A 14270-nucleotide genomic window follows, 5' to 3' on the forward strand; every position below is an offset into this window, starting at 1 on the left:
CAGGGGGGATGATGGACAAGACAGCCTGGAGGAAGCTCGACATCGGTGACCTGGCCGTGGGCCGGGTTACAACGGTGATCGTCGAAGGCCGTGCTCTGGCCGTGAGCCGCACCGAGTCCGGTTGGGGAGTACTCGACAACCGTTGTCCGCATCAAGGGGGTCCACTCGGCGACGGAGAGATCGAAGGTCCGTACCTGCTCTGTCCCTGGCACGGCTACGAGTACGACCCTGTCACCGGCGAGCCGCCGGCAGGGTTCAGCGATGTCGCCACCTGCTATCGCCTCGAGGAACGCGACGGCGGCCTGTACGTCGAGCTTCCCGTCCCTTCCGCGCAGCCGACCCTGATGGACCAGATGGTCGATGTCATGACCGGGTGGGGCGTGGACACGGTGTTCGGAATGGTCGGTCATTCCAATCTCGGGCTTGCCGACGCTCTGCGAAGGGCCGAACAAGACGAGCGCCTGCGGTACATTGGGATCCGGCATGAGGGCGCGGCTGCCTTCGCGGCTTCTGCCTACGGCAAACTGACCGGCCGCCCCGCAGCCTGCTTTTCGATCGCCGGGCCGGGAGCAACGAACCTGTTGACGGGCCTATGGGACGCAAAGGTCGACCGTGCACCGATTCTGGCACTCACCGGACAGGTGCAGACCCAGGTGCTGGGCCCGGGAGCCTTCCAGGAGGTCCCGCTCACCGAAGCGTTCGCGGCCGTCGCCAACTTCAGTCAGACGGTGCTCGTACCCGACAACGCGACGGAGTTGATGGCGCTCGCCCTCAAACATGCGCTGGTCGAGCGCGGTGTCGCCCATCTCGTGTTCCCAGATGAAGTGCAAAGCCTGCCGGGCCTGAGCGAACCGCCGGAGCGACTGCGAACCGGACGGGTCGCGTTCGACGGGATCGCGCCGCCGAAAGAGGAACTGTCGAGGGCGGTCGACCTCCTCGAAGGCGCTCAGCGGCCGGTGATCATCGCCGGAAACGGGGCACGCCAGGCTCGCCGGCTGGTGATCGAGCTTGCGGAACACATCGATGTACCCGTGATCACGACGTTTCGTGCCAAGGGTCTCATTGGTGATGACCACCCATTGGGGGGCGGTGTGGTGGGGCGCTCGGGCACACCCATCGCTTCTGCGCTGATGGCGCGAGCGGATGCCCTGCTGGTCCTCGGTGCATCGTTCTCGAACCATTCGGGTATCGCGACATGGGTGCCGACCATCCAAGTCGATTTCGATCGCATGACCCTGGGCAAGTTCCATCCCGTCGACGTCCCGATCTGGGGTGAGATCGGGCGGACGCTCGAGCTCCTGAAGGGGGCGCTGTCACCGGTTGATCGTCCCGAGCAACGCGCCACGGTCGAACTCAAGCGGACCAGGTGGCGCGAGGAGACCGTGCGAAGAGCCGCCATGACTGACGAGTCCGGCCGTATGCATCCGGCCCGCGTATTCACCACCCTGTCCGGGCTGGTGCCTACGGACGCGGTGATCTCTGTCGACGTCGGCAACAACACCTACGCGTTCGGTCACTACTTCGAGGCGAAAGGAGGCCAGGATGTTCTCATGTCCGGCTACCTGGGGTCGATCGGCTTCGGTTTCCCGGGTGCAATGGGGGCGTGGGCCGCAACACGTGGCACCAACCGCAAAGTGATCTCGGTCTCTGGAGACGGAGGCTTCGGCCAGTACCTCGCCGAGTTCACCACCGCCGTGAGGTACGGGATGCCGATTACCCACGTGCTGCTGAACAACGACGAGCTGGGCAAGATCAGCAGGGAGCAGATCGGTGCGGTGCGGCCGGTGTGGCAGACGTCGCTGGTCAATCCCGATTTCGCCGAGTACGCGCGCCTATGTGGTGGGCGGGGATTCAGGGCCGACGATCCTGCCGACCTGGAAGCCGTGTTCTCGGAGGCACTCGCCGTCTCCAATGGACCATCACTGGTCGAGGTCACCGTCTCTGCGCTCGACGTCTGAGTTCGGGCCTATCCTTTCGACGATGCCGACGTTCACATGCCAGAACTGCGGGAACGCGTTCACGCTTCCTCGACAAGTACTCGACCGATATCCAGGCTGGACACCGCCGCTGTGCCTCGACTGCCGTGACGCACGGAGCACATCGGAACCGGTTGCGAACGACGTTGGTCCCCACACGGGTGTGTTCACCGATGGAAGCGCCTCACCGAACCCGGGACCTGGCGGCTGGGGCGCCGTCTACGTCGTCGACGACGAGATCATCGCCGAGGCATATGGGCACGCGGAGCACACCACGAACAATCGTATGGAACTCACCGCGGTGATCGCGGCACTCGATCTCGTTCCCGAAGGCACCCCCATGACCATCTACTCGGATTCGAATCTGGTGGTGCGCACCATCAACGAGTGGGCAGCAGGGTGGGAGAAGCGTGGATGGAGGCGGAAGACGGGACCGGTCGAGAATGTGGATCTGGTAAAGAAGGCGTACTACGGGTGGCGGCCCGAATTGACGTTGAAGTGGATCAAAGGGCACGCCGGGTACCGATGGAACGAGTACGCGGATGAACTCGCCAACCGGTGGCGGGACTGAAGAGCCCTACTCTCCCGGAAACGTCAGCCCGATCTGATCTCTGATCCGATCCAGGATGTGCATCACCGCCAGTGTGTCGTCGAGGCTCATCCGCGGGCTCTCCGTTGCTCCTTCCAGAAGGCAGCGGTGTACTTCTTCGACTTCGAATCGGTAACCCGATCCTTCGTGACTCGTGTCGATCGTCTCGACGACGCTTCCTCGACGTTCGATGGAGAGCATGGGGGAGTGGTGGAACGGAGCATGGACCCGGACATGTCCGTCGGGTCCGGAAACGAATGCTTCCATGCTCGAATCTGCCACGAAAGAGGTGCTCAGCGTGGACAAGCCTCCATTGCGATGATGGAGGACGATTCCGGCCTGTTCATCGATTCCTGCATCGGACATTTCGGCGGTCGCGGTGATGCGATCGGGGGCACCGAGCAGCATCATGGCGAAGGTCACCACGTAGACGCCGAGATCCATGATCGTTCCGCCGCCGAGTGAGCGGTCGAACAGACGGCCGCTGGGGTGAGGTCCTGCGAGGAATCCGAAGTTGGCCTGGACCGAGCGGACTTCCCCGAGGCGTCGTGAACGTACGATGGCCTCGAGGCGGCTGATCGCCGGCTGAAACCGCATCCACATTGCCTCCATCAGAAACACATCTCGCTTTCGGGCGGCGGCGACCATCTCCTCGGCCTGCCGGTGGTTGAGGGCGAACGGCTTCTCGCAGAGAACCGGCTTTCCGTGTTCGAGGGCCGTCAGTGTGTTCGCGTGATGCAGTTCGTTGGTCGTGGCGACGTACACGACGTCGACATTCGGATCGCGAGCGACCTCCTCGTATGTGCCGTACCAACCGGGAATGTCGTGGAGATCGGCGAATGCTTTCGCTCGTTCTCTCGACGAGGAACCGATTGCGACGACTTCTCCGCCCGGTACTTGACGTATGGCCTCGACGAGCGAGGACGCGATGCGCCCTGCTCCCATGATGCCCCATCTCACATTCTTCATGGCCCCGACATTACCTCGGTACAGTGGGCCCATGAACGACCGGCCTGTCGTCGCGATCTCCGTTCCGCTCTTCGGCGACGAGCGCCGCAAGAACTGGGCGAAGGTGGTCGAGAGGGTGGATGAGGCCAAGAGTTCCGGCTGGGCGTTCGAGGGCGAGTTCATCGCAACCGGGGGAGTGCAAGACGTCCCTGTGGGTTCTGTGATCCTCGTGTACGGAGAGCGCGGATCCAGGGCACACCCGCAAGTCGAGGTGGGGGTGTTCACCGTCAACGCGGACGGAACGCTGTCGCGCCATGCCGGTGCAAAGGGACGGGCATGGGCTCGGACACTGAGAGATGACGTCATCGGGTTGCTCGAAGAGGCCGAAGGAAAACCGATCACACTTCTTCAGTGGTCGCCCGACCTGATTCGATATGAGGACGACGCTCTGCTCTCGGAGTTGCGCCGACGCGGCAGGGATGTCTGAGCGCCGGTGATGTGAGACTCCGGGGCCCGTCGGTAGACTCTCGGTGATGAGCGAACTGGCCCAGGCAATTGCCGCATTGCTCGCGATCACGAATCCGGTGGGTGCGCTGCCGGTGTTCATGAGTATCACCGAGGATTCCGACCGTCAGACACGTCGGCGGTACGCGGCCCTGGCTTCCGGTGTGGTGTTCGCAATCCTGGCTCTTTCGGCGATCGGAGGACGATGGATGCTCGAGGCATTCGGGATTTCGATGCCCGCCTTTCAAGCGGCCGGCGGTCTCGTCATCGTCCTCATGGGCCTCGAGATGCTGCAAGGAAGTCCCACGCGCGTGCAGCATTCGGATCGTCCCATCAGCGAGGAGGACTCGATCCTGGTGCCGTTTGCGATGCCGATGGTTGCCGGTCCCGGGGCGATCACGACTGTTATCACGTTGACGGCCAAATCGGGGAGTCTCGCAGGTGACCTTACGGTGGTGCTTGCCGTCGCGATCACCGCGTTGATCCTGCTCCTGGTACTTGCTCTTTCGGCGTCGGCAGGACGATTCATTCGCGGCCGCGGCGGTGTCCTCGTTGTTCGGTTCATGGGCCTGATCCTCGTGGCGATTGGAGCTCAGTACCTCTTCGACGGTGTCAAGGGGTTCTTCTTCGCCACATGAGAGTCGGCCCGTTCGACGCGCGCCATCTCCGGCCGGCGGTAGGGTTGGGACTGTCGACCCCGTAGGCTCGGGGCGGGGAGGTGCCGATGAAGAAGCTGTTCAAGATCCTGCTCTGGATGATCACAGTGAGTGCCGCCATAAAAGCGATGGCGGTCGCGCTTACGAAGATCATCGGTGAGAACACCGACAAGGAAGCCGACGAGTTCAAACTCGTGGCGCTCATGGGCGGCCGCAACTACGAGAGCGTCTCCTCACACCTTCGCTCTGGTCGGGTGATCGCCGCCATGGGAGGTGTCGACATCGACCTTCGCCAAGCTCATCTCGATCCGGAAGGGGCAAGGCTCAACCTGCGAGTTCTCGCCGGTGGAGCACGTGTCTTGGTCTGCGAGAGTTGGCGGGTCGAAGTCGACCATCGGGTGATCGGCGGCGCGGCCCAGATCGAGATCCCCGACCCGGAGACACTGCCCGACGGCGCGCCGATCCTGCACATCGACGCGTTGACGGTCGGTGGAGGACTCGTGATCGCCAACGCCGAGTCGGAATCCCACGTCGTCCGGTCGTCGACGTAATCGGATTGGCCGGCCGTGTCCGGGCCCCACGCTCTCTGACTACGGTGATGCCGGCGAACGAGGAGGAAGCCAGTGCATGCCATTCGTCTTGCGATGCATGGAGGTCCTGAGGTCTTGTGCTGGGAGGAGGTTCCCGACCTCCAACCCGGTGACGGTCAGGTTCGCGTTCGGGTCGCAGCTGCGGGCGTGAACTACATCGACACGTACCACCGGCGCGGCCTGTATCCGGTGGATCTGCCGTTTGTTCCCGGTCTCGAAGGAGCGGGCGTGGTCGACGCCGTCGGCGGCGGGGTTCGGCGCTGGAAGGTCGGCGATCGTGTTGCCTGGACTTCGGCCCAGGGGTCCTATGCGGAGCAGACACTCGTTGCAGCCGATCAGGCCGTGGCCGTACCCGAAGGCATCAATCTGGAGATCGCTGCGGCGGCCATGCTTCAAGGCATGACGGCGCACTACCTCGTTCATGACACCTACCCGCTCCGGCAAGGCGAGTTGTGTCTCGTTCACGCCGGTGCAGGCGGCGTGGGGAGGCTGCTCATCCAGATGGCTGTGCAGGCAGGGGCACGAGTGTTCGCCACGGCCGGAACCCCGGAGAAGCGACAAATCGCCGAGTCCCTCGGTTCCGAGGTCGCCTGCGACTACTCGGAGTTCGTCGATGTCATCGAGGAGGCGGCCGGTCAGAGGCCGCTCCACGTCATCTACGACGGTGTCGGCAAGACCACGTTCTTCGATGGCCTCGCCCTGACGCGTATCCGAGGCATGGTCGTTCTCTATGGGCAGTCGTCGGGTCCCGTCGAACCGCTCGATCTGCAGGAGCTGAACCGCAACGGGTCTCTGTACGTGACACGGCCAAGCTTGTTCCACTACATCGCAACGCCCGGCGAGCTGGAACACAGATCAGGCGAGGTCTTTCGTGGAATCTTGGACGGATGGCTGGATGTCACCGTCAGCCAACGGTTTGCCATGTCCGATGCGTCGGCGGCACATCTCGCCCTCGAGGGTCGGCGTACGACGGGAAAGGTCCTGCTGATTCCCTGAGAGCATCAGATAGGGCGTAATCTTTCGGGTATGGATCTCGGGCCCGCATGGTCGATCGCTCCGACCAAGTTCTGGCATGCGATCGACGACGGTCGCATCCAGTGCGATCTGTGTCCTCGCGAGTGCAAGCTGCGGGAGGGACAGCGCGGCCTGTGTTTCACGCGGGCGAGGCGCGATGACGAAATCGTGCTCACGTCCTATGGTCGATCGACCGGTTTCTGGGTGGATCCGATCGAGAAGAAGCCTCTGAATCACTTTCTGCCGGGAACCTCGGTGCTGTCGTTTGGGACGGCAGGCTGCAACTTGGCCTGCCGATACTGTCAGAACTGGGACATCTCCAAAGCGCGCGGCGATGACGTCTTGGCACAGCGCTCGTCGCCGCGAAGGATCGCCGACGAGGCGAAACGGCTCGGCTGCGCCGGCGTTGCGTTCACCTACAACGACCCGGTCATCTTTCACGAGTACGCGATCGACACGGCAGACGCGGCCCATGGCGCAGGTCTCGAGACCGTCGCCGTGACGGCCGGATACGTCAATCCGGAACCGCGTGCGGAGTTCTTCGAGGTGATGGACGCCGCCAACGTGGACCTGAAAGCATTCACCGATGAGTTCTATCACCGGTACTGCGCGGGCAGCCTTCAGCCGGTCCTGGACACGCTGCTGTACGTCCGTCATGAGACCGATGTGTGGTTGGAGATCACCACGCTGTTGATCCCGGGCCTGAACGACTCCGACGCAGAGATCGACGAGATGACGCGCTGGATCGCCGACAATCTCGGCCTGGACGTTCCCCATCACTTCACCGCGTTCCATCCGGCATTCAAGATGTTGGATGTGCCGCAAACCCGGTTCGCGGCACTCAAACGCGCCAGAGAGATCGCCATGGGCAACGGGCTGCAGTACGTCTACACGGGGAACATCCCCGATGAGGAGACCCAGAGCACGTGGTGCCCCACCTGCGGCACGAAACTGATCGGTCGATCCGGCTACTCGATCACCGCATGGAACATCGATCAAGGGCGCTGTGGATCCTGTGGCTCGGCGGTCCCCGGAGTGTTCGAGGACCGGCCGGGTTCCTGGGGCCCGAGACGACATCCGGTGGCGTGGTAGGTTCGGTCAGGTTCCGAGGGTCCGACACGGTACGCTGCGGCCCATGATCGAGATTCTCGGCTATATCGCTTCATGCCTCGTCGTACTCTCCTTGGCGATGACGTCCGTCGTGCGACTGCGCGTCATCAGCCTGATCGGCGCGGTGCTGTTCGGCATCTACGCCGTTCTGATCGGTGCCGTTCCCATCGTCCTGGTGAACGCGGCCGTCATCGTCATCAACGTCTATTACCTCTGGAAGGCCTTCACCGACGAGGAGTACTTCACGATCCTGGAGGTCCGACCGGAGTCGTTGTACGTCGCCGGTCTGGTCGACTTCTACCGTGACGACATCGCACGGTTCCAGCCGTCGTTCCGGCTCGCGCCGAATTCCGACCAGTTCGCCGTGTTGATTCTGCGGGACATGGTTCCCGCAGGCATCTTCATCGGAGAACCTGAGAGTCCAGGCGTCATGCGGGTCCTGCTCGACTACGTGACGCCGGCGCACCGGGATCTGAAAGCGGGACGATTCCTCTTCGATCGGAACCCGGACCTCTTCCGAGACCGTGGATACACGACGCTGGTGAGTGACGGTGGCAGCGCGTCGCACAACCGGTATCTCGAGCGCATGGGGTTTCGGCTGGAGCGTGGCCGGTACGTACGTGAGTTCTGATCAAAGGTCGATGATCGTCGGCTGATGCCCGGTCGCTTCGAGGAACTTGAGGAGGTCCGCTGAGGCAATGCTCGTGGTCATCGTGTTGTCCAATGGATGGAAGTTGAGCGGGTCCAGCGCCATGAGACCGCGGTCGAGGACCACCTGCACGGCGCCCTCGGCATCGTTGAGGACCGCAAATGGCGTGACTGCACCCGGTATGACCCCGAGGGTTCGCATGAGTCGGTCGGGGCTTCCGAAGGAGAACCGTCCTGCCCCCAGTCGCCCGGCGAGGTCCTTCAGATCGATCGGACGATCCTCCTTGGCGACGACGAGCCACATCTTGCCTTTCTTGTTGCGCAGGAAAAGGCTCTTCGAATGGCCTCCTGGCAGGTTGCCGCGTTCGGAGCGAGCCTCCTCGACGGTGAACACGGCCCCGTGATTGGCGGTTTCGGTCGGGATGCCGAGGTTCTCGAGGAACTGGAAGAGATCATCTGGTGTGGCGGGATGCATGTCGGCATCCTAGGAGGGACACCGCCGGCGGCGTTCCGATAGGCTGGCACATATGAAGTATCCCGAACGTCTTCTCAGCAGCGGCGAACGTGTGGAACTCGCGTTCCGTCCCCATTGGAAACAGCTCATCTGGCCGGTCTTCGTGTCGGTGATCGCCCTCGTCGGCGTCGTCGTCATCGCCGCACTTGCCGAGGGCATGTGGATGTGGGTCAGTCTTGCCGCCGTGGTCGTAATCTGGCTCGTGCTGTTCACACCCTCGTTTACGCGGTGGTTCTTTACCCACTACATCATCACGAACGAACGCCTGATCGTTCGCCGCGGCATGCTTGCCCGGCGCGGCAAAGAGATACCGCTCGAGGTGATGAACGACGCGGCCTTCAGCCAGACGGCCTGGGAACGGCTGTTGCGATCCGGTGACCTCATCATCGAATCGGCGGGAGAGCAAGGCCAGAGTCATTTCAGCGATATTCCCGACCCGGAAGGGATTCAGTCTGAGATCTACCGACTGCGGGAAGATCGGATGATCGCACTTCAGGGTGGATCCGGACCGGTCGAACATCTCGAGATGCTGGCCAGATTGCACAGGGACGGAGTCCTCAGTGACGAGGAGTTCGCCGAGAAGAGAAACAAGCTCCTCGGTCAGATCTAGTGCCTCGACCGGCAACCTTTGCGGCGTTCTACCGGCCAGGAACGCCGCTTGCTGCGTTCTCCGCCTCGACGCACCTGCCGGTGCGCCTTCGTTGTGCGGCCTTGCCATCGACGTTCCTGCCTCGGCATCGACCCCCCGAACGTTACCGGCCAAGGCACTAGCGGTTCCGTATCCGACTTTACGTCGGCGTTTCGCGCTCGTAGCGTGTTAGAGGTCATAAGAGGTGAGATGGATCCACGAGAGCCGCAGAGTCAAGTCGTTCCGATCATTCTCATCGTCCTTACCATCGCAGCAGTCTCCCTCGTCGGGATTGTGCTGTATGTGATCATCACGTCGTAGGAGTCTCCCCCCATGCAGGAACTGTTGAGCGCGTATCTACCGGCCGCAGCATCGGTCATCTCGTTCGTCTTCGCCTCAATGGTGCTTCGTAGGTGGCTGGATCGAAGGCAGCCCTACATGTTGTTGTGGGGCATCGGATTCCTCATGTACGGCATGGGTGGAGCGATGGAGGCGATCTTCGGCTTCGTCGGCTGGAGTCCGCTCGTGTTTCGATTGTGGTACCTCTTCGGTGCGATCCTCGTCGCCGCATGGCTCGGTCAGGGTACGGTCTACCTGCTGGTGCATCGGCGCTTTGGGAGAGTGAAACTGGCCGACATTCTGATGGTGATCCTGGCGCTGGGTTCGTTGTACGCGCTGGTCAAGGTTGCCGGGGCGCAACTCGACCCGAGCCAGATGCTCGAAGGGGAACTGAGCGGACACGCCATCGTCAGCCCCGGTGTCCGTGTACTGACACCGTTCTTCAATCTCTACGGTGTGATCATGCTTGTCGGGGGAGCGATCTACTCGGCGTATTACTTCTGGAGAACGAGAGCTGCGGCGAACCGGATGGTTGGGAACATCTTCATCGCGATCGGGGCCATGATGCCGGCATTCGGTGGTGCAGCACAGCGCTTTGGCATACCGGTGGCTTTGTATGTCGGTGAGTTCCTGGGGGCGATCCTGATGTTCATCGGCTACCTGTACTCCTCGCGGTCCCAAACGTCCCGGGTGATGTAGCGGCCAAGGGCCCCGTTTCGAACTGATGGTTCCCGTGCCCGGGCCGGTTCAGGAAGTGCTTTTGACGAAGCGCCGGGCGGCAGAGGACAGATCGGCAATTCCTTCGAAGAAGCCCGGAATCGAATCGTGGATGAACCGATGCCAGTTCAGCGTGGCGATGATCAGGATGACGACTGGTGGGAGCCACCAACCGTTGATCGACTGCGAGTACGCCAGCCACATGAACAGGCCGTAGGCGGTCGCCTGGAGCACGGACGAGAGTGAATTGTTCCCCAGTGCGATCCAGCCTCCACCGAGCACAACGACGACGAGTAACCCGACTCCCCAGCTCACATAGCCTCCGAGGGCCAGACCGATCATCAGGCCGGCACCGACAAACGTGTCGACTTGGAGATCCCATTGACCGAGATGTGTGGGCCGCGAAGCGGCACGGGCACTCTTGCCGTCGAAGAAATCGGTCAGCCAGGCCGTGGCGAGAAGTGCGGCGGCAGTCTCGAGCCGACCCTGTCCAACCATCGCCACCAAGAGCAAGGCGATGAGCGCTCGCAATCCGGTCAGCACATCTGCCAACACCGCCATACTTCATTCTGGCAGATCGCCCTGTTCGCGGTTGGCCTAGCTCTCCTGATCTCCGAAGGGGTTCTCCGTGTTCTCTCGTAGGAAACGTTCCACTTCCGAAGCAATCTCTTCACCACTCGGAATCGTTTGCTGCTCCGCCACCAACTCTTCGAGGCGTTGGAGGTAGGCAACCGCCTCCGGCTTGTCGGCGACGGTCGCGTCGAGTTCCCGGCGCTGTTCCGTCGCATCGTCGACGAGGTCACCCAACGGCAGCTCGATGCCGAGGTGCCGGGCGGCACGCTCGATGACGGCGATCGTTCCGGCATGGTACGGTGCCGCCACGTAGTGCGGAATCTGTGCCCAGAAGCCGACGGCCGGGATTCCTCTGCCAGTGACGGCTTGCTCCACGATGTTCACGGCGGCGCCAGGGACTTTGAGGATGCCTTGCGGCAGTTGCTCGTCATCGGGAATGAGATTCTTCCGAGAGGCCGTCGTGAGGATCCGCACGGGGCGGGTGTGGGGGACCGCTGCCGGTACGCCTCCGAGAGAGACCATTTCGACAACGCCAAGTGACTCTGCGATCTCGGCGATCGACGTACTCAGTGCTTTCCATCGAAAATCCGGCTCATTGCCACTCAGGACGAGCAGGTCGCGTTCGTGTCGGACGTGTGTCAGTGTGATCTCGGGCCAGCGAACCGATTGCATCACTCCTTCGACGAACTCGATGTCGGGACGCGATGAGCGATAGTCGAACAAGGCGTCGCCGTCGAAGGTCGCCAGCCGCCTGCCGTCGTGTGCGATCGACATCGCCGCCCGGGTACCGACGGAACCTGCGTTCACCCAGCCGTCGAAGGCAGCGATGAGTGCCGGAGCAACCAGGTCGGGGATGTCGTCGACCAGTTTGTACAGTGCCATACGATCCTCAGCGTACTTCAGCGTCCGGCATGTGCCGCGAATCGGAGAATGGTGGCCGCCCGTACGGCCTTTGCCAGGGTTCGAGGAACCTTGCGTTCCTCGTGGGACGTCTTACTGTGGTACACCGGGCCAGTTCCGGATGACGATCAGGAGTGGGACATGAAGCGTGGAATTGCAGTTGCAGGTCTGGTGCTTTTGCTGGCAGGGTGCGCGTCGGGCACCAGCAGCGAGATGCTGGACAAGAGCACACCTTTGCGGGAGCTTGCAGCAAGCGGTGCAGCGGAGCCGGGAGCCGAGCAGGTAACGAACGACCAGGTCACGAACGATCGCAAGATCATCAAGAACGCCTCCATCGATCTCGAGGTGGCAGATCCGGAACAGGCAGCGCGCTCCGTGGCACGGCTGGCCGACCAGTTTGGCGGCTTTGTTTCGAACGAGAGTCTGTACCGAGATGGCGACGGCGTGGACGAGATCACGTTCGCGCGACTCCAGGTTCGTGTTCCCGCCGATCGGCTGACAGAGTTCCTGGATGCGTTGAAGGCCGAGGCTGTCGACGTGCGATCCTTGAACATGACAGCGCAGGACATCTCGGAGCAATACAGCGACATCGAGGCACAGCTGCGCAACCTGCGCGCCTACGAAGACGAGCTGCGCCTGCTGCTCGCCGAAGTTCGGGATCGGCCGGAAGCGACGCCGGACGATCTGCTCAGCGTGTTCGAGAATATTCGCCAGGTCCGTGGTGAAATCGAGCAACTCGAAGGCAGGCAGCGACTGCTCGACTCGCAGGTGTCGTTGGCGACCGTCGATGTGACCTTGACGCCCTCTGAGGCCGTCGCACCACTGGCCAGGGAGGGATGGAGCGCCGGCTCGATCCTGCGCCAGGCAATCCGGGGACTCATCGTTGCGCTGCAATGGATCGCTTCGGCGGCGATCTGGCTGGTGGCCTTCTTCCTCCCGGTGCTCATCGTCATTCTCGTGCCGATTGCTCTGGTGTTCTGGCTGGTGATGTGGATCGTCCGCCGGCGCAGACTGCCGGACACGGATGGCAGTGACGGGACCTGAAAACCGAGGGAGGGCCATCCCGTCGGGATGAAGTCCCCGGCACCGACTAGCGTGCGGCCGTGGTCTGGTTCGGTGCGCTCGCGTCTGCGGTCCTGTTGTGGCTCGCGTTTCCTCCTGTGGGTTGGGGAGCGATGGTGTTCATCGCTCCCACTCCACTGCTGTGGGGTCTGCGCCGGGCGAAGAGCCGCCGGGCGGCAGTCGGCGCCGTATACGTGTTCGGGATCGTCTTCTTCACTTCATTGCTGTGGTGGGTGGCGATCAGCACGCGCGTAGGCGCGGCGGTGCTGTTTCCGATCATGCCGCTGTATTTCATACCGCTCGGATGGGTCGTGTGGCGGACCCGCTCGTGGGCGCCCGGTCTCTGGTGGATGGTGGCCGTAGGCGGATGGGCGGCGACGGAGTGGGTGCGTGGCCACTGGCCGTTTGGGGGTTTCCCGTGGGGTTCGCTCGGCACCGCGGTCGGTGACGTTCCGGCCTTGCGGGCAACGGCGCAGTGGATAGGGGAGACCGGACTCTCGGTACTGGCGATCGGGATCGCTGCAGGACTCGTCCTCATGCTGGAACACAGAAGCGCCCGTTGGCTGGTCGGTGCCGTCGGGACCGGTCTGGTGCTCGTGCTCGCCGGATCTCTCTGGCCACCGCAGACCGATGGAAACGTCCTGCGCGTCGCGGTGATCCAGGGGTCGAGTCCATGCCCCGGCCGGTACTGCCTGGGTGAGAATCAGGAGATCTTCGACTCGCACCTCGCGTTGACACGCACCCTCGATGCGGGAAGTGTGGATCTCGTCATCTGGCCCGAGAGCTCTGCCCAATATGAGGCCGAAACGCTGACCAATCCGCAAAACGGCGAAGCAGTGGCCGCACAGGCGGTGCGATTGGATGCCTCGATTCTCGTTGGGTCGACCCGAGCCGTGGGAGACAGCGGATTCGTCAACGCGAACCTTCTCTACGGGCCGGACGGTGACGTCGTCGGCGAGTACACCAAGCGTCAGGGGGTGCCGTTCGGCGAGTACGTGCCGTTCAGGCGGTATCTGGGGTGGGTCAAGGAGATCGATCGTGTGTCCCGGGACTTGGTTCCCGGTGAGGGCTCTGTCGTGTGGGAACTCCCGGAGGGTCCGTTCGCGTCAGTGATCTGCTTCGAGGCCGCATTTCCCCGTCACGTACGCGAAGCGGTCCAAGCGGGGGCGAGATTTGTGGTGGTGACGACCAATGAGTCCGGCTATGGACGCACGGCAGCGACGCTGCAGTTCAGTGAGATGACCCGCATGCGGGCAGCCGAGAACGGTATCGACATGGTGCATGCCTCGATTACGGGCTCGAGCGCTCTGATCACCGCCGACGGGACGATCACCGATCGCACGCCGATCATGGAACCCGCCATTCTCAGAGGTGAGGTCGGATTCCGGACGCTGGGGCCAACTCTGTACACCCGCATAGGGGATTGGGTGCAACTGCTCGCGATCGCAGGACTTCTCATTGCCGTCGGTCTTGGCGTACGGCGAGAACGGGTGGAATAACGC

At 62.7% G+C, this 14270-nt stretch carries 16 protein-coding genes; 12 read left to right on the forward strand and 4 right to left on the reverse strand.

The features are described from left to right. Positions 1-8 precede the first annotated feature (8 nt). Positions 9-1958 carry a Rieske 2Fe-2S domain-containing protein gene (locus GWP04_01465; protein ID NIA24217.1) on the forward strand — a complete coding sequence of 650 codons (1950 nt, stop codon included), beginning with the start codon at positions 9-11 and terminating at the stop codon, positions 1956-1958. Between the two features lie 22 nt (positions 1959-1980). After that, positions 1981-2547 (forward strand): ribonuclease HI, encoded by a 567-nt coding sequence (locus GWP04_01470; GenBank protein NIA24218.1) that lies wholly within the window; start codon positions 1981-1983, stop codon positions 2545-2547. A gap of 6 nt (positions 2548-2553) precedes the next feature. On the opposite strand, the gene GWP04_01475 is transcribed toward GWP04_01470, so the two are convergent. Next, entirely contained in the window at positions 2554-3534 is a 981-nt protein-coding gene (locus tag GWP04_01475; GenBank protein ID NIA24219.1) for a Gfo/Idh/MocA family oxidoreductase, read from the reverse strand. 31 nt (positions 3535-3565) lie between these two features. Here GWP04_01475 and GWP04_01480 point away from each other — a divergent pair, with 31 nt between their 5' ends. From GWP04_01480 to GWP04_01505, 6 genes are all read left to right on the forward strand, one after another. After that, positions 3566-4000: a hypothetical protein gene (locus GWP04_01480; protein NIA24220.1), complete on the forward strand. Its 435-nt coding sequence runs from the start codon at positions 3566-3568 to the stop codon at positions 3998-4000. A gap of 46 nt (positions 4001-4046) precedes the next feature. Beyond that, the gene (locus GWP04_01485; GenBank protein ID NIA24221.1) at positions 4047-4655 is read left to right on the forward strand and encodes an NAAT family transporter; all 609 of its coding nucleotides are present in this window, start codon (positions 4047-4049) and stop codon (positions 4653-4655) included. An 86-nt stretch (positions 4656-4741) separates the two neighbouring features. Further along, complete coding sequence (locus GWP04_01490; GenBank protein NIA24222.1) at positions 4742-5224, forward strand: hypothetical protein; 483 nt, start codon at positions 4742-4744, stop codon at positions 5222-5224. Between the two features lie 72 nt (positions 5225-5296). Next, positions 5297-6259 (forward strand): zinc-binding dehydrogenase, encoded by a 963-nt coding sequence (locus tag GWP04_01495; GenBank protein NIA24223.1) that lies wholly within the window; start codon positions 5297-5299, stop codon positions 6257-6259. Positions 6260-6289: 30 nt separating this feature from the next. Next, positions 6290-7369 (forward strand): AmmeMemoRadiSam system radical SAM enzyme, encoded by a 1080-nt coding sequence (gene amrS, locus GWP04_01500; protein ID NIA24224.1) that lies wholly within the window; start codon positions 6290-6292, stop codon positions 7367-7369. Between the two features lie 43 nt (positions 7370-7412). Further along, entirely contained in the window at positions 7413-8018 is a 606-nt protein-coding gene (locus GWP04_01505) for a hypothetical protein (GenBank protein ID NIA24225.1), read from the forward strand. On the opposite strand, the gene GWP04_01510 is transcribed toward GWP04_01505, so the two are convergent. Continuing rightward, positions 8019-8510, reverse strand: coding sequence for a prolyl-tRNA synthetase associated domain-containing protein (locus GWP04_01510; protein NIA24226.1), 492 nt, complete (start codon positions 8508-8510; stop codon positions 8019-8021). It lies immediately after the preceding gene. A 52-nt stretch (positions 8511-8562) separates the two neighbouring features. Here GWP04_01510 and GWP04_01515 point away from each other — a divergent pair, with 52 nt between their 5' ends. Both GWP04_01515 and GWP04_01520 read left to right on the forward strand, forming a co-directional pair. Then, positions 8563-9159 carry a PH domain-containing protein gene (locus GWP04_01515; GenBank protein ID NIA24227.1) on the forward strand — a complete coding sequence of 199 codons (597 nt, stop codon included), beginning with the start codon at positions 8563-8565 and terminating at the stop codon, positions 9157-9159. Between the two features lie 351 nt (positions 9160-9510). Beyond that, the gene (locus GWP04_01520) at positions 9511-10215 is read left to right on the forward strand and encodes a hypothetical protein (GenBank protein ID NIA24228.1); all 705 of its coding nucleotides are present in this window, start codon (positions 9511-9513) and stop codon (positions 10213-10215) included. A 48-nt stretch (positions 10216-10263) separates the two neighbouring features. On the opposite strand, the gene GWP04_01525 is transcribed toward GWP04_01520, so the two are convergent. Then, positions 10264-10794 carry a hypothetical protein gene (locus GWP04_01525; GenBank protein NIA24229.1) on the reverse strand — a complete coding sequence of 177 codons (531 nt, stop codon included), beginning with the start codon at positions 10792-10794 and terminating at the stop codon, positions 10264-10266. Between the two features lie 36 nt (positions 10795-10830). Next, positions 10831-11688 carry a hypothetical protein gene (locus tag GWP04_01530; GenBank protein NIA24230.1) on the reverse strand — a complete coding sequence of 286 codons (858 nt, stop codon included), beginning with the start codon at positions 11686-11688 and terminating at the stop codon, positions 10831-10833. 159 nt (positions 11689-11847) lie between these two features. Between GWP04_01530 and GWP04_01535 the strand changes: the two genes are divergently transcribed. Both GWP04_01535 and lnt read left to right on the forward strand, forming a co-directional pair. Next, complete coding sequence (locus tag GWP04_01535) at positions 11848-12750, forward strand: DUF4349 domain-containing protein (protein ID NIA24231.1); 903 nt, start codon at positions 11848-11850, stop codon at positions 12748-12750. A gap of 59 nt (positions 12751-12809) precedes the next feature. After that, positions 12810-14267 carry an apolipoprotein N-acyltransferase gene (lnt, locus tag GWP04_01540; protein ID NIA24232.1) on the forward strand — a complete coding sequence of 486 codons (1458 nt, stop codon included), beginning with the start codon at positions 12810-12812 and terminating at the stop codon, positions 14265-14267. Positions 14268-14270 lie beyond the last annotated feature (3 nt).

Source organism: Gammaproteobacteria bacterium (assembly GCA_011682695.1).
GTDB lineage: Bacteria > Actinomycetota > Acidimicrobiia > Spongiisociales > UBA4744 > BMS3Bbin01.